This is a genomic window from Nocardia sp. NPDC004718, from assembly GCF_053601535.1.
Map to the genome: position 1 here is coordinate 101,276 of NZ_JBSGCA010000005.1, position 18,552 is coordinate 119,827.

The following is an 18,552-nucleotide window of genomic DNA, read 5'->3' on the forward strand; positions in this document are numbered from 1 at the left end:
GCCGATCGTTTGCGTCGCCTATCGCGCGCGGTATTCCGCGCGAGCCTCGGGCGGCAGATGCTCGGTCGCGTAGCTCAACGCGGTGCGTCCCATGGCCTGGGCGTGCCGGTCGAGGAATCCGGTCAGCAGGCCGCGGTCGACGCGCTTGCCGACTTCGCGCAGCATCCAGCCCAGCGCCTTCTGGATCAGGTCGCGCCGGTCGTCGAGCAGCAGTTCACACAGCGCGAAGGTGGTCGAGGCGTCACCCGCCTTGATGAACGCGAACGTGGACAGCAACGCCACGCGCCGCTCCCACAGCGACTCGGCGGCCGCCAATTCGAACAGCAGGTCACGCGGTTTGTCCAGCAGCCACGGGCCGACGATGTTCTCCGCCGACACGTCCACGAGATCCCAGTTGTTCACCCGTCCGCGGCGCACGGCCGCCAGATACAACCGCACCATGGCGGCGCGGGCGGCGTCGTCGAAGGAGCGCGGCCGGGACGCCTTGGCGAATCGCGCGTTCAAGATCACCAGCGCGGCGAACCGGTCCTCGTGCACGTCGCTGTCGAGCAGCCGGTCGATCTCGTCGAGCGGAAGTGTCGCGAAGCGCTCGGCGACCCGGCGGCTCGCCGGGACCCGGACGCCGAGGAACACGTCACCCTCGCCGTATTCACCGGGACCGGTCTTGAAGAACCGTTGTAGCTGCGTCGCATCAGCCGGATTCGCCAGTTCCCGCAACGCCGCCCGCACGTCGGCCGCGGTCACCGAGTCGGTCATCGAACCATGCTCCTGTTCCGAAATGCTGTCGGCTTTTCCTGTCCGGTCCACCACGACGATCTTCGACGCACCCACCAGCCGGGCAGTAAGGATGTGGGCGCCTGAACCTTCGACCGGCGCTTCGACGCGGCACCACAACTGCTGATCCGCGGGAAGCGGCGGATGCACAAGGCCCTCGCGGTGCTCGAGTCGACTCGTACGCGAAACCGAGTTCACTCCGGATGGCGCCCCAACTGCCCACTCTCGGCACCGCACCCGGTGGTGCCGGTCGTCAGCACGGCGCCGGGCAGCGGTTCACCCTTGCGCGCCCAGCACGCGGCCGGAATCGAAGGCGGCCGCGCTGCTGGGCAACGCACCGGGCCGACCGCTGTTGAGCACCCGGATCACCCCGGCACCCGTGGTGGGGCGGCCCAGCGCCTCGATGCGCCGGATGGTCTGCGCGGCAACGGCTTGCGCGCTGTCGAAGAGCCGGACGCCGCTGGGCAACGCGGCCACGATCGCGTCGGTCACCAGCGGGTAGTGCGTGCAGCCGAGCACCACGCCTTCCACACCGGGCGGCGTCCGCTCCGCCGCGCTGACGATCGCTTCGTGGGCGGCAGTCAGGTCGCCACGGTCGATCGCGTCCGCCAATCCGTGACACGCCACCCCGACCACATCGGCGTCGCCGCCGAATTTCGCGATCAGATCGGCCTGGTACCGGCTCGCCGTGGTCGCCGCGGTGGCCCAGACCGCCACCGACCGGCACACGGCCGCCGCGGGCTTGATCGCGGGCACGGTGCCGATCACCGGCACGTCGGGCCCGACCTCCGCGCGCACGTGCTCCAGCGCCGTCACGCTGGCAGTGTTGCACGGGAGCACGATCACCTCCGCGCCAGAACGAAGCGAGGTCCGCGCGGCGTTCACCACACGCTCGACCACCCAGTCCTCCGGCTTCGGCCCCCACGGCGCCCCGTCCGGATCCAGCTGCAGCAGCAGATCCACATCGGGCCGTAACTTGCGCAACCAAGCGGCAGTGGGCAGCAACCCCAGACCCGAGTCGATGAGCGCGACGATCACCGCACCACCGTATTACAGCCCCATGACACCCCCACACGCCGTGCGCGCCCCGCCGGCGCACGCTCCGCAACCGGCGCGCGCAGGCGGGCCACGGCGGCCATAGTCGCGGAGGATTCTGCGACCAGTACCGATGCCGTAACCGCCGTTCCGCGGCTCCCGCCGGGCGCGCCCTCAGCTGGGTGCGAGCAACTCGGTCACCGGCGCACCGGACGCGATCTTGGCGCGGGCCTTCATCACCTGGGCCGTCATGCCCGCGCCGACGACGCCGGTGAGGTGGCCGCCCTGCGCGTAGTAGGCGAGGAATTTGCGGCCGTCGTCGGAGGCGATGTGCACCTCGTCGGTCGCGCCGGGAGTGCCGAGGGCCTGGATCTTGACGTCGTACTGGTCGCTCCAGAAGTACGGGACGCGCGCCGCCGTGGGCGGTTCGGCGCCCAGCAGCGCGCAGGCGACCAATTTGGCCTGTTCACCGGCGTTGGTCCAGTGTTCGACCCGCTTGCGCAGTCCGGTCTCGTGCAGCCAGGCCGCCACGTCGCCGACTGCCCAGACGCCGTCGGCGGAGGTCCGTCCCACCTCGTCGGCGAGCACGCCGCCACCGGCCGACGGTTCGGCCAGCGCGATTCCGGAATCGCTCAGCCATTCGGTCACCGGCCGCGAACCCACGCCGATGACGACGAGGTCGGCGGCGATCTCGGTACCGTCGGACAGTCGCGCACCGCGCACCCGCCCCGACTCGTCGCCGAACAGGGTGTCCACGCCGATGCCGCAGCGCAGATCCACCCCTTCCGTGCGATGCATCCGCGCGACCAGTTCGCCCACCGCTTCGCCGAGCACCGAGGCCAGCGGCGTCGCCTGCGGTTCGACCAGCACGACATCCACTCCCGCCGCCCGGAAACTCGCGGCGAGTTCGCAGCCGATGAAGCCGGCGCCGACGACCAGGGCCGTACTCGCGCCGCTCAGATCGGCGCGCAGGGCGACGGCGTCGGAATGGCCGCGCAGCACGTGCACGCCGCGCAGCTCGGGCAGGCCGGGCAGACGGCGCGGGCGCAGACCCGTGGCGATGATCAGCTGGTCATAGTCCAGGGTGGCGCCGTCGGCGAGGCGGACGCGGCGCGCACCGGTGTCGACCCCGACGGCTTCGGTGCTCAGGCGCAGATCGATCTGCTTCTCGGCGTAGAACTCGCTCGGACGCAGTGTGGTGTCATCGGTTTCGCCGCGCACGAACTGCTTGGACAGCGGCGGCCGGTCGTAGGGCAACCGCGACTCGTCACCGACGAGCACGAGTTCGCCGGCGTACCCCGCGCGGCGCAATTCCTCCGCAGTGCGCAGGCCGGCGAGGCCGGCTCCGACGATCACGATCGGCGCGGTCATGCGGCCATCCCTTCACTGGAATCCGGCCGCCGATTCCACGGAACCGGCGGGGCGACGAAGCTCACCCTAACCTTTGCTTGGTTCATTCCTCTGTGCGGGCCATCACGCGGAGCGACCGGTCAACCGTCGCACAACTGTGTCCGTTCCTATATTGATCGGGCGGTCAATCAGGACTAGACCGAGGTCAGGACATACGCACAGCCTGAGGAGGTACACATGTTCACCGAGAGCCGCGCACAGGATCTCCTGGCCGTCATACTCGGAGCCTTCGCCGCACTGTCCCCCTTGTGGGTCGACCACAACAACAACGCCATGTGGTCGCTGATCGTGCTCGGCGTGCTCATCGCCCTCACCGGCCTGGCACAGATGGCCCGCCCCGAAATGGCGGCGGCGGACTACGTGATGGGCCTGTGCGGCGTACTGCTGTTCGTCTCGCCGTGGGTCATGGACTTCACCCAGTACCGCAGCGCATCCTGGACCGCATGGGTAGTCGGGGTGGTGACGGCGGTGGTCGCGGTCGCGGCGCTGCCGACGGTGTCGGGGCGGCTGCACGACATGGCTCCGCATCACTGATGCAGCGACCGGGAACCCGGCGCGCCGGACGCCGCCGCAGCGCGAAAGCCGACGGCGACGCTCGGCAGTTGATCCTCGACGCCGCGGAGGACCTCTTCGCGGCACAGGGATACGACGCCACCGCGACGGCTGCCATCGCCGCCGCGGCCGGCGTCCCCAAAGGACTCGTCTTCTACTACTTCCCGACCAAGGATTCGATCCTGTCCGCTTTGATGTCCGAGCGGGTGCCCGCGCGGCCGATCGACGACATCGGCACCGTGGTTACGCCGGGAGATCCGGCGGCGAGTCTGGTCAACCTCGACGCTGCGCTGAACCTGCGCGACCACCACTCGTCGGTACTGCGGGTGATCCTGTGGCGGGAGGCCGACACCCATCCCGACGTGCGGCGGCAACTGCGCCGCCTGCGCGACCAGATGCTGGAGGTGACCGCGAAGGTGCTCCAGGCGAGCGCCCCCGACCCGGTCCGCCCTGGAACCCTGCGCGCGTGCGCCGCGGCCTGGGTCTCGGCGATGTTCGCGATCGCCAGCACCGACCGGCTGCACGCGCTCGACGGCGTGCCGCTGCCCACCGCCGACGAAGTGCTGAACGTAGCCCAGGTGGTCGCGGCCGGAATGACCCAGATGGGCTGACTCCCCGCAGTTGTCCACAGCCCGCGCGTTGTCCACATGCGCCGCCGCGCGGGGGGTTCCTGCATCGCCGGTCGATCACGATCGTCGGTATGGAAGCACCGCAACTGATCTCGCGTCAGCAGGCGCTGGCATCCGGTCTGTCCGACAAGACACTGCACCGGCTGTGCAGAACCGGGAAATGGCAGCGGCTGCGCGCCGGGCACTATCTGAGCGCGCCGGGCTCCGGTCTCGGCGCCACCGGCAGGCACCTGCTGATGACGCTGGCCACCGCGGAGTCCACGTCCGACTCCGCCGTCACGAGCCACTGTTCGGCGGCGGTGCTGCACGGGATGACGACCTGGGGCATTCCGCTCGACCGGGTCCATCTGACCAGGAACCGGATCAACGGCGGCCGGCTGAGCCGAAGGGTGGTGATCCACTCGGCTCGGATGGAGCCCGACGAGATCACCTTGGTCGACGATATACGGGTGACCACCCCGGCGCGGACGGTCTTGGACATCGCACGCTCGGAAGGATTCGAACAATCCGTCGCTCTCGGGGATTCCGCGCTACGCCAAGGCTTGACCACCACGGCGGAACTGCGGGAACACCTGCGCCGGGCCCGACGCAGGCCCGGATGCCGCCGTGCCGCCCTCGTCCTGGACCTCCTGGACGGGCGCAGCGCGAACGTCGGCGTATCGCTGAGCCGGATCCTGCTGCACCGGGCTGGTCTTCCGGCTCCCGAAGTGCAAGCCCGCGTCTTCTCCGATGACGAGATCTGTGTCGGCCGTGTCGATTTCCTGTTCCCCGATCTCGGTGTGATCGGGGAATTCGACGGAAGCGATCACCTCCGAGCCGCGCCGTGCGGTGCACTGCCCACCGCTCGGGTGGTCACGGCGGAGAAGGTCCGCGCGGATCGGCTCCGCGCACTCGGCTGGGTGGTCGTGCGCTGGACCTGGGGCGATCTGTCCGCTCCCGCCCAGTTGACCGATCGTCTCCGCGCGGCGATCCGCACGGCCGCGGAACACCACCGTGCCGGCTACTGGACTCCCACCCCAGAACCGTGAACGCACCGAACCCTTTCAGCGTCCCGCGGGCCGTCACCCGACCGAGCCGAGAGGAACAGCCGACGAATACCCGGGCGCACAGCGGTGGCGAGTCAGGGCTGGTCGAGAAAGTTGACGACGTCGATGGCGAAGCGGGGGCGCCTGAGCGCGCTCACGTGCCCCGCGCCCGGATAGATGACGAGGTGGGAATCGGGGATGCCGTCAGCGGTGCGGCGGAAGGTGGCGAGGCTGTAGGCGGCGTCTCGTTCGCCTCCGATGACGAGCGTCGGGGCCTGGATCTCACCGAGGCGCTCGGTGAGGTCGAATTCGTCCTCCGCGCGGAGAAAGGCGTGCGTGTCGGCGGGGTCGCGCGGGCGGCTCAACGGGTCCAGCAACCACATGGCGGCCGCCGCGAGACGAGCGGCGGCGGGCGAGGAGACGCTGCTCGACGCCAGGTGGTGCATCGCGCGGCGCCCGCGCAGAACCGCTTCGGCGTAACGCATCTGGCCTTCCTTCGTGACCGGATCCAAACGGCATCCGGACGACGCGACGACGAGGCGGCGCACGACCTCGGGATGGTCGGCGGCGAGTTGCAGCGCCACCGACCCGCCCGAGGAGATGCCGAGCACGTCGACCGGCTCGCCGAACTCGGTGCGCAGCGCGTCCGCGTGCTCGGCCGCGATCTCCGCCATCGTGATGCCCCGAGCCATGCCGGGCGCGCGGCCCACCGCGTAGACCCGGAAGCGCCGCGCCAGCGGCCGCAGCACTCGCACCTCGGAGTCGAGCATCCGACCGCGGGGATTCGCGTGGTCGGGACTGAACCACCGGAGAAAGACCAGTGGCCGACCGGAACCGATCGCGAAGTACGGCATGCCGTGCTCGAGCACGCCTTCGGTGATCTCGGGCCGCGCAACCCGCCCGGTCCCGACCACAGCGCCCTCCGCTCAGATGTACGTCCGTCGTCCCGACGCTAGCGGAGCGTGCCGCGAGCCGCGATTACCTCGGTGGTCAAATCCCACCGTGATGTTCTCCACAGCCTCGCGGAAGAGCGCACGGAGCATACTGGCCCGGTGAGTCAGGAGCCCTCTTCGCGTGGAGCCGGGACGCGGCCGTTCCCGCTGGATCCCACGCCTATTCATGTATCCGACGACGTGCTCGCCGACCTGCGGCAGCGATTGGAACTGACCCGCTGGCCGGTCGACGCGGGCAACGAGGACTGGTCCTACGGCGTGTCCCGCGACTATTTGCAGGAGCTGGTCGAGTACTGGCGCACCGATTACGACTGGCGTGCGGCCGAGGCCGCACTCAACGCCTATGACCACTACTTCGTCGAGATCGACGGGGTGCCGGTGCATTTCCTGCGGAAGCCGGGCGTCGGACCCGACCCGACGCCGTTGATCCTCACCCATGGTTGGCCATGGACCTTCTGGCATTGGGCCAAGGTGATCGACCCGCTGGCCGACCCGGCGGCGTTCGGCGGCGACCCCGCCGACGCCTTCGATGTGATCGTCCCGTCGTTCCCCGGATTCGGTTTCTCCGGCCCGCTGCCGAAGAACCCGGACATGAACTTCTGGAAGGTCGCCGACCTCTGGCACGTCCTGATGACCGAGACCCTCGGTCACGCGAAGTACGCCGCGGCGGGCTGTGACGTCGGCGCTCTGGTCACCGGGCAGCTCGGGCACAAGTACGCCGACGAGCTGTACGGCATCCATATCGGCTCCGGTCAGAAGCTGACCCTGTTCAGCGGCGACCGTGCCTGGGACATCACCGGCGGCAATCCCATCCCGGAGGGCCTGCCCGCCGCCGTGCACGACCGGATCCTCGAACTGGAACGGCGTTTCGCCGTCCACCTGACCGCACATGTGCTCGAACCGAGCACTCTCGCCTACGGGCTGTCCGACTCACCCGCCGGGTTGCTGGCCTGGATCTTGCAGCGCTGGGTGAACTGGAGCGACAACGGCGGCGACATCGAGTCGGTCTTCGGCAAGGACGACCTGCTCACCCACGCGATGATCTTCTGGGTCACCAATTCCATCGGCACGTCCATCCGCACCTACGCCAACAACAATCGCTATCCCTGGACGCCGTCGCACGACCGGCAGCCGCCCATCGAGGCTCCGACCGGCATCACCTTCGTCGGCTACGAGAACCCGCCGGGCGTCGACACCGACCGGCGCGTGCAAGCGTTCCGCGACAGCGACCGCGGCGATTGGTACAACCACGTCAACCTCACCGCCCACGACCACGGTGGTCACTTCATCCCGTGGGAGATTCCGGCCCATTGGGTCGACGATCTGCGCCGCACCTTCCGCGGCCGCACCCCGTCCACTGCCGGGTGAGCAGCCACGCGCTGCGCGGACGGCCCTTCGCCGGGATGCGAACGCGGCCGGACGGACCGGACCGGCGCGTTACGGCGGCGGCGGTCCGGCTGGATCGCGGAGGGCGTGCATGTTGTCGGCGCGGCACCGGAATCGACGTGGCGTAGCAGAGGTATGTGAACTCGCCCAATAGAAGCCGCCTCGTCGGATTCGGGCCGTAAGGTACCGATCATGGTGCCCAGCGAGAGGTCCCAGTTGGTGCAATCGGTCGTCGAGTCCTATCTGCTCGACGGAGCGCGCCGGTACAACCGCACCGAGGTCGCCGAACAGTCGGGGACGACGACGGCGCTCACCCGGCGATTGTGGATGGCGCTCGGTTTTCCGTCGAGTATCGGTGACGAGGCGGTGGACTACACCGACGCCGACGTCGCGGCGGTGCGCAACTTCGAGCAGCTGACCGTGTTGTCCTCGGCCGACACCCGGCAGCAGTCGGCGACCGCGCGCACGCTCGGCCAAGGGATGGCGCGCCTGGCGGAATGGCAGGTCGACCTGGTCCTCGCGGAGATCGAGGAGCGCATCGCCCGAGCCGATCCCGGCGCCGACCCCGAGGAGACGGTGCGCACCGCCACCGAGGGCGCCATAGCCACGTTGGAGCAGCTGAACACCTATGCCTGGCGGCGGCACCTGGCCGCGTCGCTGTCGCGGTCGCTCGACCCGGGGACGAGCGCGGGCGAGTCGGTGCGTGAACTGGCCGTCGGTTTCGCCGACATGGTCGGCTACACCAGGCTGACCAGGCATCTGCATCCCGACGAGCTGTCCATGTTGCTCGAGGCGTTCGAGTCCACCACCACCGCCGCCATCACCGAGAACGGCGGATGGGTGATCAAGAACGTGGGCGACGAAGTCATGTTCGCCGCGGAAAGCGCGGCCGAAGCCGCGCGCATAGCGCTGGCCATCCAGGAGTCCACCATGATGGTCGGGGGTACGCCGGAGTTGCGCGTCGCCCTCGCTTACGGCCCGGTACTGCAACGGTTCGGAGATCTGTACGGCTCGGTGGTGAACATCGCCTCCCGGCTCACCGGCGTCGCGCGGCCGGGCACAGTCCTGATCGATGACCACGCCGCCACGGAGTTGAACGGCGACCCGGCATTCGCGATCAAGCAGTTGCGCAGCGTCCGGGTGCGCGGTTTCAATCGCCTGCGTCCGCACCTGCTGCGCCACAACGGCAAGAACGGCGGATAGCCCCGATCTCCGCCCGACGCCGACACCCGCCCTAGGCTCGTCCGGTGGACAAGGATTGGTCACAGCTGCGCGCGCGTTGCCTCGTCGAGGAGGACGCGGCGATTCTCGCCCTGCACAAACCCGCCGGGATCTCCGTCATGGGCGAGCGCCACGACACCGATCTCGTCGAGCTGGCGGCGGCCGAGGGAGAAACGCTGTATCCGGTGCACCGGATCGACAAGGTGACCTCCGGCTTGATCCTCTTCGCGAAGGAGCTGTCCGCCCACGGCGAGCTGACCAGGCAGTTCAACAAGCAGACCGCCGACAAGGCCTACCTGGCCGTCGTCGCGGCCACCGGCCTGCCCGATACCGGCGTATTCGATCTGCCGCTCAGCATGGGGCGCAAGAACCGGGTGCGGATCGCGGCGCCGCGCGAAAGCATCCGCCAGGAGGCGGGCCGCTGGTTCGTGGACGACGCCGACTTGCTGCCCGCCAAGAACTACCCCTCGCTCACCCGTTACGTGACGGTGCTGCGTGGTCCGGCGCATACCGTCCTCGCGCTGCGCCCGGTGACCGGCCGTCGCCACCAGATTCGCGTCCACTTGGCCTGGACCGGCCACCCGATAGTCGGCGATCCCCTGTTCGACCGCTCCGGCGCACACTCGCGGACCTACCTGCATTCCTGGCGTCTCGGCCTCACCGCTTCCTGGCGCACCCCGCCGGAATTGGTCCTGGCCGCCGAGCCCGACGCGGACTTCTGGGGCCCGCTGCACGAATCCGCCGACCCGGCGGCCTTGGAACGCGCAGCCGACCTGTTGCGGACTCTCGACTAGCCGGGCCGCCCGATGCGGTCTTCGCACAGCCCGTTGCCTTGTGCGTCGACCGCTGCGAAGAACGTCGACACTGTGCCCCGCGCCGAAATCCGGCCAGGGCCGTACGGGAATCGGCCCCACAGCCAGCGCCGCTCGCATAGAGCGGCAAACAGCGCGCGAGTGCTATCGAGGTCGCTGCCCACCACTGGCGCCATCGCGAAGCACGCAAACTGTCGCTGCTCCGTCGCGCTCACTCGGCAGATACCGGCTCGCTGTTCGTCCACAGTCATCCCAGGCGGTCTGCCCCGTGCGCACAGAGCGGATGCACCAAGCAGAAGCGGTCTACCGGGCCGCTCGAGCAGATCAGTTCGGCCAGCTCGGCGAACGGCCGAGGAGCAAAAGGATGCGGTCGAGGGTCGGCGTGTGTTCCGGAACGGACAGTGCCGGTGCGAAAGCCGCGCCCGGGACGGTGCGCTCCGGACCATCGGGGACGGCTAGGGCGATGGTCAACGCCGCCTCGGCCACGTCGAGATCGGGTGTGATGGTCTCGCCGATCGAGCGCGCGACATCCCAGGCGTGCACGACGCTGTCCACGAGGTGGAAGCCGATCACGCGAACAGCGGGAATCCCCTGGTCGGGCAGAATTTCCGGAAGCAGCAGCGAGCGCTCGAGCACATCCTCGGCGGCGAAGGCGGCGAGCACGTCGTCGGCGGAGGCGCGATAGTCGGCGACCGGATCGGCCGACGCGCGCACGGTCCAGACCTCGAGATCCTCGCTTCCCCGCGCGGCGGCGGCGAAGCCGTGGTTCTGCGTGATCATGTGTTCCAGCAGGTCACGAACACGCCAACCCGCGCAGGGTGTTTCGGCGTCCAGCGCATCGGGACGGACGCGGTCGACGACGTCCACGCTCAGTCGGACAGAACGGGCATGCCGGTCGCGCAATCGTTCAGCAGATTCAGTAAGCATTTGCTTATCATAGGCTCAATCTTACATTCTGCCAAGCAGTATCGTCGATCCATGTCCACCGCCCGCCCCGATCTCGCCGCGATGATCGTGCCGCTCGGGCGGGCGCTCATGGCCCTCGAACTGCCCATCCTGGAGCGGCACGAACTGTCCATGTGGGGCTACTCCGTCTTGCTCGGCCTCGGCGCCGAACCCGTCTACACCCAGGCGGCGCTGGCCAAGGCGATCGGCGCGGACAAGACCCGCATCATCGGCGTCCTCGACGAACTCCAGCGCCGCGGCCTGATCACACGCGAACCGGACCCCGCGGACCGCCGGGTGAACCTGCTGTCGCTCACCGACGCGGGCCGCGCCCTTCGCGACCGCGCCCAGCGCGACATCCAGGCCGGGGAGGACCGACTGCTCGAGCGGCTGCCCGCGCCGGATCGCAGCGCGTTCCTGCGCGCTTTGCGCGTCCTCTCCGACACGGTGTCCGACCGCCCCGCCACTTGACTCCGACGAGTCCAGGCAATGTGATCCAGCGCACAATCCGGCGGGCACCGCTCGTACGGTGGCGAGCGTCATGGCGACGGGTAATGCGCAGGTCAACTAGCCTTATGACGTGCCGCGGACGCGACGCGCGCGCAATCTGACGCAATGCAGCGAACCCCTAGCGAAAGCGAATGCCGATGATCCTGGTTGCTCAGGTCAGCGACACCCATTTCGATCTCGGCACCCGCAATGCCCGGCGTGTGCGGCGAGTGATGGACTTCATCGCGGGGCTGCGCCGCAAGCCGGACGCCATCCTGGTGACCGGCGATGTCACCGATTCCGGCAAACCGGAGCAGTTCGCGGAGGCCAAGGCCGCTTTCGACGGCCAGATCCCGGTGTACGCGATCCCGGGGAATCACGACGACCGCGCGGGCTTCCGCACCGGCCTGCTCGGCGAGCCCGCCTCCGATGCCCCGATCAACCACGCGCATCGCATCGGCGATCTCACCGTCGCGCTGCTGGATTCGAGCGTTCCGGGGCAGCCGGGCGGCCAACTCGCGGACGAGACCTATGACTGGCTCGGCGGCGTCCTCGACACGGCGCCCGCGGGCAAGCCGATCCTGCTCGCCTTGCACCACCCGCCCGCGCACCTGTTCAGCCCGATCGTCGACGTGATCTCCCTGGCCGATCCGCAACGGTTCGCCGACCTCGTGGCCGGTGACGGCCGGATCATCGGCGTACTCACCGGGCACGCGCACTCCGCCGCGACGACCACCTTCGGGGGACGCCCGCTGCTGGTGGCCCCCAGCACCGCGTCGGTGCTCAGCGGAGAGTGGGAACTCGACCTGCCCGACCATGTCATGGACTACGCGCCGGACCCGGCGGTGGCGCTGCACGTCATCGGTGACGACCACCGCCTGACCAGCCATTTCCGGTCGGTTCCGATGGGCGGCCGGATCGGCGTGCAACCGGTCTGACAGCGGTTTACCCGGCACGCACCGGGGCAATCGGGAGGCACACGACGCCTACCGGGAGGATCCGCCATGGTCGATCTACCAGCCGCAGTGGTGAAGAACGCGTTCGCGGCCGGAGCCCGGATCCGGCACGCGCGGGTATTCCACCCGTCGGGCTTGCACCTGGCCGGCCGTCTGCACGCCGAGCCCGAGTTCGAGCCGCTGTTCGGCAGCGGCGATCGCGCGGTCATCGCGCGGGTATCCAAGGGCATCGGGCTGCCGAACGGCCTTCCCGACGTACTCGGCCTGGCGTTCCGCGTGCTCGATCGCGACGAGCAGCCTTGGGATTTCGCGCTGGCCACCACCGGCCGGGGACCGCTGGGCCGGTTGGTGATCACCCCCGCGCGCGGTTGGGCCAGCGCCCGGTACGGCTGCCTGATGCCCTATCGGATCAGCAACTCCCCGCCCACCTGGTTCTTCGCCGAGCCGGACAGCGTGCAGCCCGCGTCCGCGTCACTGGAGGCGATGCAAGCCCACCTCGACGAGGATCTGGTCAGCTTCACCCTCACCGCGGGCCGCCTCGGCGGGCCGACCTGGCGAGTCGCGGAACTCACCCTGCGTCCCGCCGAATCCGCCGAGTACCGCACGGATTACTTCGATCCGATGCTCAATCACCCGGCCGAGGTGGAGTTGTTTCCCAAAGCTGTCGGCAAGATTCGCGAGTTGGCATACATCGGCAGCAGGAGCGGCCGCGGCGAAGAGGGCTAGCGCCGGACGGCGCGTTCGCGGCGATAGGCCGCCGGGGTGTTACCGGTCCAGCGCTTGAAGGCGAAGATGAAGGTCGACGCTTCGGCGTAGCCGAGACGGATGGCGACGTCGCTCACCGATAGCGGTGTGGCGGTGAGCATTTCCTCCGCCAGCGCACGACGCACTTCGTCCAGCAGCGCGCGATAACTGGTACCCGCGGCGTCCAGGTGCCGCCGCAGCGTGCGGGTGCTCATGTTGAGATCGTTCGCCACGGCGTCGATGCCGGGTGGAGCGGCGAATCCGTCCGCGCCGCCGCGCGGCACAAGACGTTCGCGCACCTCGGCCGCGATGCCGGTGCGCGCCCTGCGGCGGTGCACCAGTTCCCGGCATTGCGCCAGGCACATCGCCCAGGTCTGCTCGTTGGCCTGCGGCAACGGTTGTTCCAGCAGCATCGGTTCGATCGCGAACAGGTTGTGCGGCATGCCGAAACGCGGCGGCACAAGAGTCACCTCGGCGATCCGCTCCGCGTAGCCGGGATCGGGAAAACGGAATTCCGCCCTGGTCAGCGGCAGGCATGTGCCGAGCAGATCGCTCATCACCTGGTGCATCGCGGTGACGTCGCGTTCGATCAGGAACTGCCGCACGTCCGTCGGCACCGACTCGTCGCGCACCACCGCGACGAACTCGCTGGCGCCCCACTCGGCCACGGGGATGCAGAAGGTGAAGCTGAGGTCCAGATAACGCAGCGCGAAGCTGATCGCCTCCCCGAGTGTCGGGCTGCTGACGCAGGCGAACCCGAAGATGCCGAAGGTGGTGATCCGGTAGCGGCGACCGACCTCCACACCCAGCGCGGGCCGGTCGGCGAGTTCGCGGACGAGATTGCGGATGACCGCCAGTTCGGTATGCGCGTCGATCTGGACGTCCGGATCGCGCAATTGCCGCTCGCCGAGCGCGGTGCCGTGCAGCATGCGCGCCGCGGGCACGCCGTGTTCGGCCGCGTATCCGACCATCAGCGCCACGCTGGCCACGCCGCGCGGAAAGTTCCAATCGCGGATATCCGGATCCTGTACCCGCTCCACGCGGACATTATGGCCGAAATTCTCTATACGACGGCACGGCGGCTCTTACAGTGGAGTCATCTACGGTCGCAGTGAGGAGTCTCACATGACAGCGCGCAATCGGCCATCGATACTCATCATCGGCGCGGGCTTCGGCGGCATCGGCATGGCGATCGAGCTACGCCGCAACGGCTTCGACGACATCACCATCCTGGAGCGGGCCGCCGACATCGGCGGGGTGTGGCGGGAGAACACCTACCCCGGCGCCGCCTGCGACGTCCCCTCACCGCTGTACTCGTATTCGTTCGAACCCAAGCCGGACTGGCCGCAGCGGTACTCGGGACGGACCGCCATCCACGCCTACCTGCGCGCGGTCGCCGAACGTCACGGCGTGCTCTCGGCGATCCGCTTCGGCACCAGCGTCAGCGACGCCGAATTCGACGACGCCACCGGCCGGTGGACCGTGCGCACCACCGACGGCAAGAGCTGGATCGTCGACGTGCTGATCTCGGCGGTGGGCCAGCTGTCGCGTCCGTCCCTGCCCGCCATACCCGGCATCGACACCTTCGCGGGCCCGTCGTTCCATTCGGCCGAGTGGGACCACGAGGTCGACCTCCACGGCAAACGCGTCGCCTGCGTCGGCACCGGGGCGAGCGCCGTTCAGTACATCCCGGAGATCCAGCCCGAAGTCGACCGGTTGACACTGTTCCAGCGCACACCGGCCTGGGTGGTCCCGAAGTTCGACACCGACTACTCGCCGGTCCAGCACAACCTGTTCGCGCGGGTGCCGGGCGCGCTGCTGGTAGAGCGGTTCGGGTGGTGGTCGATCACGGAGTTCATCTCACTCGGGCTGGTCGAGGTTCCCGCCATCGCCCGGTTCATTGCCCGCATCGCCTCCCGGCACCTGGCCGAACAGGTCGAGGACCCGCAGCTGCGGGCCAAACTCACCCCGGACTACCCCATCGGGTGCAAGCGCGCGCTGTTCTCCAACGACTACTACCCCGCGCTCACCCAGCCCAACGTGCGGGTGGAGACCACCGCCATCACCGAGATCACCCCGCAAGGCGTAAGCACCGCCGACGGGACGACGCACGAAGCCGACGTGATCATCTACGGCACCGGCTTCAAGGGCACCGAGTTCCTCTGGCCGATGGAGATCTGGGGCCGTGGCGGGCGCAGACTGGCCGACGCATGGGCCGACGGCGCGCACGCGTACTACGGCATGACGGTGCCGGACTTTCCGAATCTTTTCCTCGTCTACGGGCCGAACACCAATCTCGGGGTCGGCTCGATCATCTACATGATCGAGTCGCAGGCCCGCTACATCCGCCAGGCCGTGCAATGGCTCGCCGACCATCCCGGCCATTGCGCCGAGGTCCGCGCCGACCTGGAAGAGGACTACAACACCGCGCTCCAGCAGCGTCTGGCCCGCACTCCGTGGAATTTCTGCTCGAGCTGGTACCGCAACTCCGCGGGCCGCATCACCAACAACTGGCCGGGATCGCAGACGAGCTATCGTCGCCGCACCCGCCGCTTCGACCCCAGCGCCTACACCCTCACCCCTGTCGCGTGACGGAGCGCGCCTCGGCGAGCGGGCCCGCCCGGATTCGCCTCGACCCGCCACTGCCCGCCGGGCTGGCAGACTTGTGCTGTGAATGAACTGGCCCGTTCGGGCGGATCGGATGTGCGCGGTCCGCTGCGTCCGATCGAGTTGGCCACCGGCGCCGTGCTGGGCGGGGCCGCCGTCGGGCTGGTGACCATCGGATCGGTCATCCCGTTCGCCGCGGCGCTCCAGCTGGTCGGCGCGGTCCCGATCGGGCTGATCGCGCATCGTTTCCGGCTGCGCGCCCTGGTCACCGCGACGATCGCGGCGACGCTGGTCACCTTCGTCGCCGCGGGCATGGCGTCCGCGACGGCGCTGGTCGCCTCGGCCACCGTGGGCGGGATCATCGGCGCCGTGAAGCGGCGTGGCGGTGGCGTCGTCGCGGCGTTCGGGCTCTCCTTGCTCGCCGGGCTGGCCTGGGCCGCGTTCGCCGTCGGATCGCTTGCCCTGCTGTCCACCACCCGCGAACTGCTGTTCGACAACATCCGCAACGCGTCGCGCGGCATCCAGGATCTCGCGGCGCGCCAAGAGCAGCTGGCCCCGCTCGGGCAGCTCGCCGCGGACCTGACCGACTCGGTGCTGCGCTGGTGGTGGGCGTGGGTCGGCGGCAGCGTCGCGCTCGGCATGGCGGCCACCGGCGTCTTCTCCTGGTACGTGCTCGGCTCGGTGCTGGACCGGCTGGCCTGGCTGCCCGGCCGGGACCGGCTCGACGCGCCGCAAGACGACCGGCCCGTCGATCCGCTTCCGGTCACGCTGCGCGGCGCGGGTTTCCGCTATCCCGGGGCGGCACGCGATGCGCTGAGCGGCATCGATCTGACGGTGCGGGTCGGCGAATTCGTCGCCGTGGTCGGGCACAACGGTTCGGGCAAGTCCACCCTGACCCGCTTGCTGGCCGGGCTGCCGCCCACCTCGGGGTCGGCGCAGCGGCCCGGGTCGGCCGGGCTCGGCAAACTCGGCGGGACGGCGCTGGTGTTGCAGCGGCCGGAGAGCCAGACCTTGGGCGTGCTCGTGGCCGATGACGTCGTGTGGGGATTGCCCGCCGATCTCGCCGCCGCGGTGGATGTCGACGCACTGCTCGGCGAGGTCGGGCTCGCCGGAATGGGGGCGAAGGAGACCGCCACGCTCTCGGGCGGACAGCAACAGCGGTTGGCGGTCGCCGCCGCGCTCGCCCGGCGGCCCGCGCTGCTGATCGCCGACGAGGCGACCTCGATGATCGATCCGGACGGGCGGCGGGAACTGGTGGAGCTGCTCGCTTCGCTGCCGAAACGACACTCGATGGCCGTGGTGCTGGTGACCCACCACGAGGCAGACGCCGCGGTCGCCGACCGGGTGGTGCACCTGGCCGGGGGACGCACCGTGGCGCATCTGCCCGCGTGGCCGCGTCCGGCGCAGGACACGCGGCGCAGGCCGATGGGTGCGCCGATCCTCGAACTGCGCGACGTCCGGCACACCTACAACCGTGCGACGCCGTGGGAGGCGCCCGCCCTGCACGGCGTCGACCTGTCCGTGTGCCAGGGCGAGGCCCTGCTGATCGTCGGCGGGAACGGCTCGGGCAAATCCACCCTGGCCTGGATCGTGGCGGGCCTGATCGAACCGAGTTCGGGTCGGTGCGAGCTGCGCGGAAAGCCGATCGGCAAGCAGATCGGCCGGGTCGGGCTGGCGTTCCAGCACTCCCGGCTGCAACTGCAGAAGCAGACCGTCGGCGCGGAGATCGCGGACTGGGGCGGCCGCGCCACCGGTTCGGGCGCGGTCGGCCGCGCGCTGGACGCGGTCGGGCTGGACCGTTCGCTGGCCGCGCGCTCGGTCGAGGAACTCAGCGGCGGCCAGGCCAAGCGGGTGGTGCTCGCGGCGATCGTGGCCAGCCATCCCCAAGTGGTCGTGCTCGACGAGCCGCTGGCCGGTCTCGACCCGGAGGGCCGGGCCGACATCGTGGAACTGCTCGCGCGGTTACGGGATTCCGGGTTGACGCTGATCGTCATCTCGCACGACGTGGCCGACATGGCGGCGGTGTGCGACCGGACGGTGCGATTGCAGTCGGGACGCATTCTGGGCGCGGAGTCGGCGCGGCAGACCGCGCCGGTGCCGAGTGACTCCATCACGCCAGCCGATTCCGGCCGGAACCCGGTGCGCGCGCCCGGAGAGACCGCGTGGCGGCTCGAGCACGGAGGTCGATGATGAGCACCGTTCTGCTGCGTCAGGTCCCGGTCGACAGTCCGGTCCACCGGTTGTGGGCGGGCACCAAGATGATCGGGGTGTTCCTGATCAGCCTGCTGCTGATGTTCCTGCCGTCCTGGCCGGTGCTCGGTGTGATGGCGGCGTTCCTCGTCTTCGTGGGCGCGGTCGCCCGGCTGCCACTGGGCACTCTGCCACGGCTGCCGTGGTGGTTCTGGGCGCTGCTCGGCGCGGGAGCCCTGATCAACGTGCCGGTCGGCGGCACGGCGGTGTTGCGCTATGCCCAGGTTCTGGCCTTCGGCCTGATCCTGGTGGCCGCCTCCTTCCTCATCGCGTGGACCACGCCGATGGGCGACATCGCGCCCGCCCTGGCCAAGCTGGGCGCGCCCTTGCGCCGGCTCCGGATTCCGGTGGACGAATGGGCTGTCGTCGTCGCGCTCACCTTTCGCGGTCTGCCGCTGCTCATGGAGGAGATCCGGGTGCTACGTGCCGCTCGCAGGCTGCGCCCCAAGGACGGCATGATCGCCCGCGCGGCCGACAACCCGCTCATCGACATCCTCACCGCCGCCATGGCGGTATCCACCCGCCGCGCCGGTGAATTGGGTGAGGCGATCACCGCACGCGGCGGCACCGGGCAGCTCACCGCCCGTCCCAGCGCACCCGGCCTGCGCGACGCTGTCGCGCTCGTGCTGGTAGTCGGCGTCTGTCTCGGTTCCATCGCGCTGCACGTGGTGCTGTGAGCGCGGGCGGAAGAGTGCGCGTAAATGCGGGCCCGAACCGGATCCCGGTCGGCTGCGGCCCCTAATGGCGCCGGTGGAATTCCGGCG

At 69.5% G+C, this 18,552-nt stretch carries 18 protein-coding genes; 12 read left to right on the forward strand and 6 right to left on the reverse strand.

Annotated elements, in window-relative coordinates:
• Positions 1–18: 18 nt before the first annotated feature.
• The 3 genes from ACWEH3_RS05905 to ACWEH3_RS05915 all read right to left on the reverse strand — a co-directional run bounded on the left by ACWEH3_RS05905 (position 19) and on the right by ACWEH3_RS05915 (position 3,180).
• Positions 19–756: a DNA alkylation repair protein gene (locus ACWEH3_RS05905; protein WP_450020977.1), complete on the reverse strand. Its 738-nt coding sequence runs from the start codon at positions 754–756 to the stop codon at positions 19–21.
• Positions 757–1,050: 294 nt separating this feature from the next.
• On the reverse strand, positions 1,051–1,812 hold the full coding sequence (locus ACWEH3_RS05910) for a glutamate racemase (RefSeq protein WP_450020979.1): 762 nt from the start codon (positions 1,810–1,812) through the stop codon (positions 1,051–1,053).
• Between the two features lie 171 nt (positions 1,813–1,983).
• Positions 1,984–3,180 carry an NAD(P)/FAD-dependent oxidoreductase gene (locus ACWEH3_RS05915; RefSeq protein WP_450020981.1) on the reverse strand — a complete coding sequence of 399 codons (1,197 nt, stop codon included), beginning with the start codon at positions 3,178–3,180 and terminating at the stop codon, positions 1,984–1,986.
• A 216-nt stretch (positions 3,181–3,396) separates the two neighbouring features.
• Between ACWEH3_RS05915 and ACWEH3_RS05920 the strand changes: the two genes are divergently transcribed.
• The 3 genes from ACWEH3_RS05920 (at position 3,397) to ACWEH3_RS05930 (ending at position 5,428) form a co-directional block, all read left to right on the forward strand.
• Positions 3,397–3,753: an SPW repeat domain-containing protein gene (locus ACWEH3_RS05920; protein WP_450020983.1), complete on the forward strand. Its 357-nt coding sequence runs from the start codon at positions 3,397–3,399 to the stop codon at positions 3,751–3,753.
• Positions 3,753–4,382 (forward strand): TetR/AcrR family transcriptional regulator, encoded by a 630-nt coding sequence (locus ACWEH3_RS05925; RefSeq protein WP_450020985.1) that lies wholly within the window; start codon positions 3,753–3,755, stop codon positions 4,380–4,382. Before ACWEH3_RS05920 ends, ACWEH3_RS05925 begins: the two co-directional genes overlap by 1 nt.
• 89 nt (positions 4,383–4,471) lie before the next feature.
• Positions 4,472–5,428, forward strand: coding sequence for a hypothetical protein (locus ACWEH3_RS05930; RefSeq protein ID WP_450020987.1), 957 nt, complete (start codon positions 4,472–4,474; stop codon positions 5,426–5,428).
• Between the two features lie 92 nt (positions 5,429–5,520).
• Here the strand turns inward: ACWEH3_RS05930 and ACWEH3_RS05935 are convergent, their stop codons facing one another.
• Positions 5,521–6,339 (reverse strand): alpha/beta fold hydrolase, encoded by an 819-nt coding sequence (locus ACWEH3_RS05935; RefSeq protein WP_450020989.1) that lies wholly within the window; start codon positions 6,337–6,339, stop codon positions 5,521–5,523.
• A gap of 138 nt (positions 6,340–6,477) precedes the next feature.
• On the opposite strand from ACWEH3_RS05935, the gene ACWEH3_RS05940 reads away from it, so the two are divergent.
• The 3 genes from ACWEH3_RS05940 (at position 6,478) to ACWEH3_RS05950 (ending at position 9,779) form a co-directional block, all read left to right on the forward strand.
• A complete protein-coding gene (locus ACWEH3_RS05940; RefSeq protein WP_450020991.1) occupies positions 6,478–7,746 on the forward strand; it encodes an epoxide hydrolase family protein in 1,269 nt (422 codons plus the stop codon).
• Positions 7,747–7,956: 210 nt separating this feature from the next.
• On the forward strand, positions 7,957–8,967 hold the full coding sequence (locus tag ACWEH3_RS05945; RefSeq protein ID WP_450020993.1) for an adenylate/guanylate cyclase domain-containing protein: 1,011 nt from the start codon (positions 7,957–7,959) through the stop codon (positions 8,965–8,967).
• Positions 8,968–9,011: 44 nt separating this feature from the next.
• Positions 9,012–9,779, forward strand: coding sequence for an RluA family pseudouridine synthase (locus tag ACWEH3_RS05950; RefSeq protein ID WP_450020995.1), 768 nt, complete (start codon positions 9,012–9,014; stop codon positions 9,777–9,779).
• A 342-nt stretch (positions 9,780–10,121) separates the two neighbouring features.
• Here the strand turns inward: ACWEH3_RS05950 and ACWEH3_RS05955 are convergent, their stop codons facing one another.
• Positions 10,122–10,724 carry a TIGR03086 family metal-binding protein gene (locus tag ACWEH3_RS05955; protein ID WP_450020997.1) on the reverse strand — a complete coding sequence of 201 codons (603 nt, stop codon included), beginning with the start codon at positions 10,722–10,724 and terminating at the stop codon, positions 10,122–10,124.
• A 51-nt stretch (positions 10,725–10,775) separates the two neighbouring features.
• On the opposite strand from ACWEH3_RS05955, the gene ACWEH3_RS05960 reads away from it, so the two are divergent.
• The 3 genes from ACWEH3_RS05960 to ACWEH3_RS05970 all read left to right on the forward strand — a co-directional run bounded on the left by ACWEH3_RS05960 (position 10,776) and on the right by ACWEH3_RS05970 (position 12,913).
• Complete coding sequence (locus tag ACWEH3_RS05960) at positions 10,776–11,213, forward strand: MarR family winged helix-turn-helix transcriptional regulator (protein WP_450020999.1); 438 nt, start codon at positions 10,776–10,778, stop codon at positions 11,211–11,213.
• Positions 11,214–11,383: 170 nt separating this feature from the next.
• Positions 11,384–12,169: a metallophosphoesterase gene (locus tag ACWEH3_RS05965; protein ID WP_450021001.1), complete on the forward strand. Its 786-nt coding sequence runs from the start codon at positions 11,384–11,386 to the stop codon at positions 12,167–12,169.
• Positions 12,170–12,235: 66 nt separating this feature from the next.
• Positions 12,236–12,913 (forward strand): phosphodiesterase, encoded by a 678-nt coding sequence (locus ACWEH3_RS05970; protein ID WP_450021003.1) that lies wholly within the window; start codon positions 12,236–12,238, stop codon positions 12,911–12,913.
• Here ACWEH3_RS05970 and ACWEH3_RS05975 read toward each other — a convergent pair.
• Positions 12,910–13,971 carry an AraC family transcriptional regulator gene (locus ACWEH3_RS05975; protein WP_450021005.1) on the reverse strand — a complete coding sequence of 354 codons (1,062 nt, stop codon included), beginning with the start codon at positions 13,969–13,971 and terminating at the stop codon, positions 12,910–12,912. The two genes, ACWEH3_RS05970 and ACWEH3_RS05975, sit on opposite strands and share 4 nt — an antisense overlap.
• A gap of 85 nt (positions 13,972–14,056) precedes the next feature.
• Here ACWEH3_RS05975 and ACWEH3_RS05980 point away from each other — a divergent pair, with 85 nt between their 5' ends.
• From ACWEH3_RS05980 to ACWEH3_RS05990, 3 genes are all read left to right on the forward strand, one after another.
• On the forward strand, positions 14,057–15,523 hold the full coding sequence (locus tag ACWEH3_RS05980) for a flavin-containing monooxygenase (RefSeq protein ID WP_450021007.1): 1,467 nt from the start codon (positions 14,057–14,059) through the stop codon (positions 15,521–15,523).
• Between the two features lie 78 nt (positions 15,524–15,601).
• Positions 15,602–17,728, forward strand: a complete 2,127-nt coding sequence (locus ACWEH3_RS05985; protein ID WP_450021009.1) for an ATP-binding cassette domain-containing protein — start codon at positions 15,602–15,604, stop codon at positions 17,726–17,728.
• Positions 17,728–18,465 carry an energy-coupling factor transporter transmembrane component T family protein gene (locus tag ACWEH3_RS05990; RefSeq protein WP_355074890.1) on the forward strand — a complete coding sequence of 246 codons (738 nt, stop codon included), beginning with the start codon at positions 17,728–17,730 and terminating at the stop codon, positions 18,463–18,465. The genes ACWEH3_RS05985 and ACWEH3_RS05990 overlap by 1 nt, the downstream gene beginning before the upstream one ends.
• Positions 18,466–18,552: the final 87 nt, after the last annotated feature.

Bases quoted from the DNA above. Each gene is read 5' to 3' on its own strand.
- ACWEH3_RS05945 (WP_450020993.1), top strand. From the start codon at position 7,957: ATGGTGCCCAGCGAGAGGTCCCAGTTGGTGCAATCGGTCGTCGAGTCC.
- ACWEH3_RS05925 (WP_450020985.1), top strand. From the start codon at position 3,753: ATGCAGCGACCGGGAACCCGGCGCGCCGGACGCCGCCGCAGCGCGAAA.
- ACWEH3_RS05920 (WP_450020983.1), top strand. From the start codon at position 3,397: ATGTTCACCGAGAGCCGCGCACAGGATCTCCTGGCCGTCATACTCGGA.
- ACWEH3_RS05960 (WP_450020999.1), top strand. From the start codon at position 10,776: ATGTCCACCGCCCGCCCCGATCTCGCCGCGATGATCGTGCCGCTCGGG.
- ACWEH3_RS05905 (WP_450020977.1), bottom strand. From the start codon at position 756: ATGACCGACTCGGTGACCGCGGCCGACGTGCGGGCGGCGTTGCGGGAA.
- ACWEH3_RS05930 (WP_450020987.1), top strand. From the start codon at position 4,472: ATGGAAGCACCGCAACTGATCTCGCGTCAGCAGGCGCTGGCATCCGGT.
- ACWEH3_RS05915 (WP_450020981.1), bottom strand. From the start codon at position 3,180: ATGACCGCGCCGATCGTGATCGTCGGAGCCGGCCTCGCCGGCCTGCGC.
- ACWEH3_RS05980 (WP_450021007.1), top strand. From the start codon at position 14,057: ATGACAGCGCGCAATCGGCCATCGATACTCATCATCGGCGCGGGCTTC.
- ACWEH3_RS05955 (WP_450020997.1), bottom strand. From the start codon at position 10,724: ATGCTTACTGAATCTGCTGAACGATTGCGCGACCGGCATGCCCGTTCT.
- ACWEH3_RS05970 (WP_450021003.1), top strand. From the start codon at position 12,236: ATGGTCGATCTACCAGCCGCAGTGGTGAAGAACGCGTTCGCGGCCGGA.
- ACWEH3_RS05965 (WP_450021001.1), top strand. From the start codon at position 11,384: ATGCCGATGATCCTGGTTGCTCAGGTCAGCGACACCCATTTCGATCTC.
- ACWEH3_RS05990 (WP_355074890.1), top strand. From the start codon at position 17,728: ATGAGCACCGTTCTGCTGCGTCAGGTCCCGGTCGACAGTCCGGTCCAC.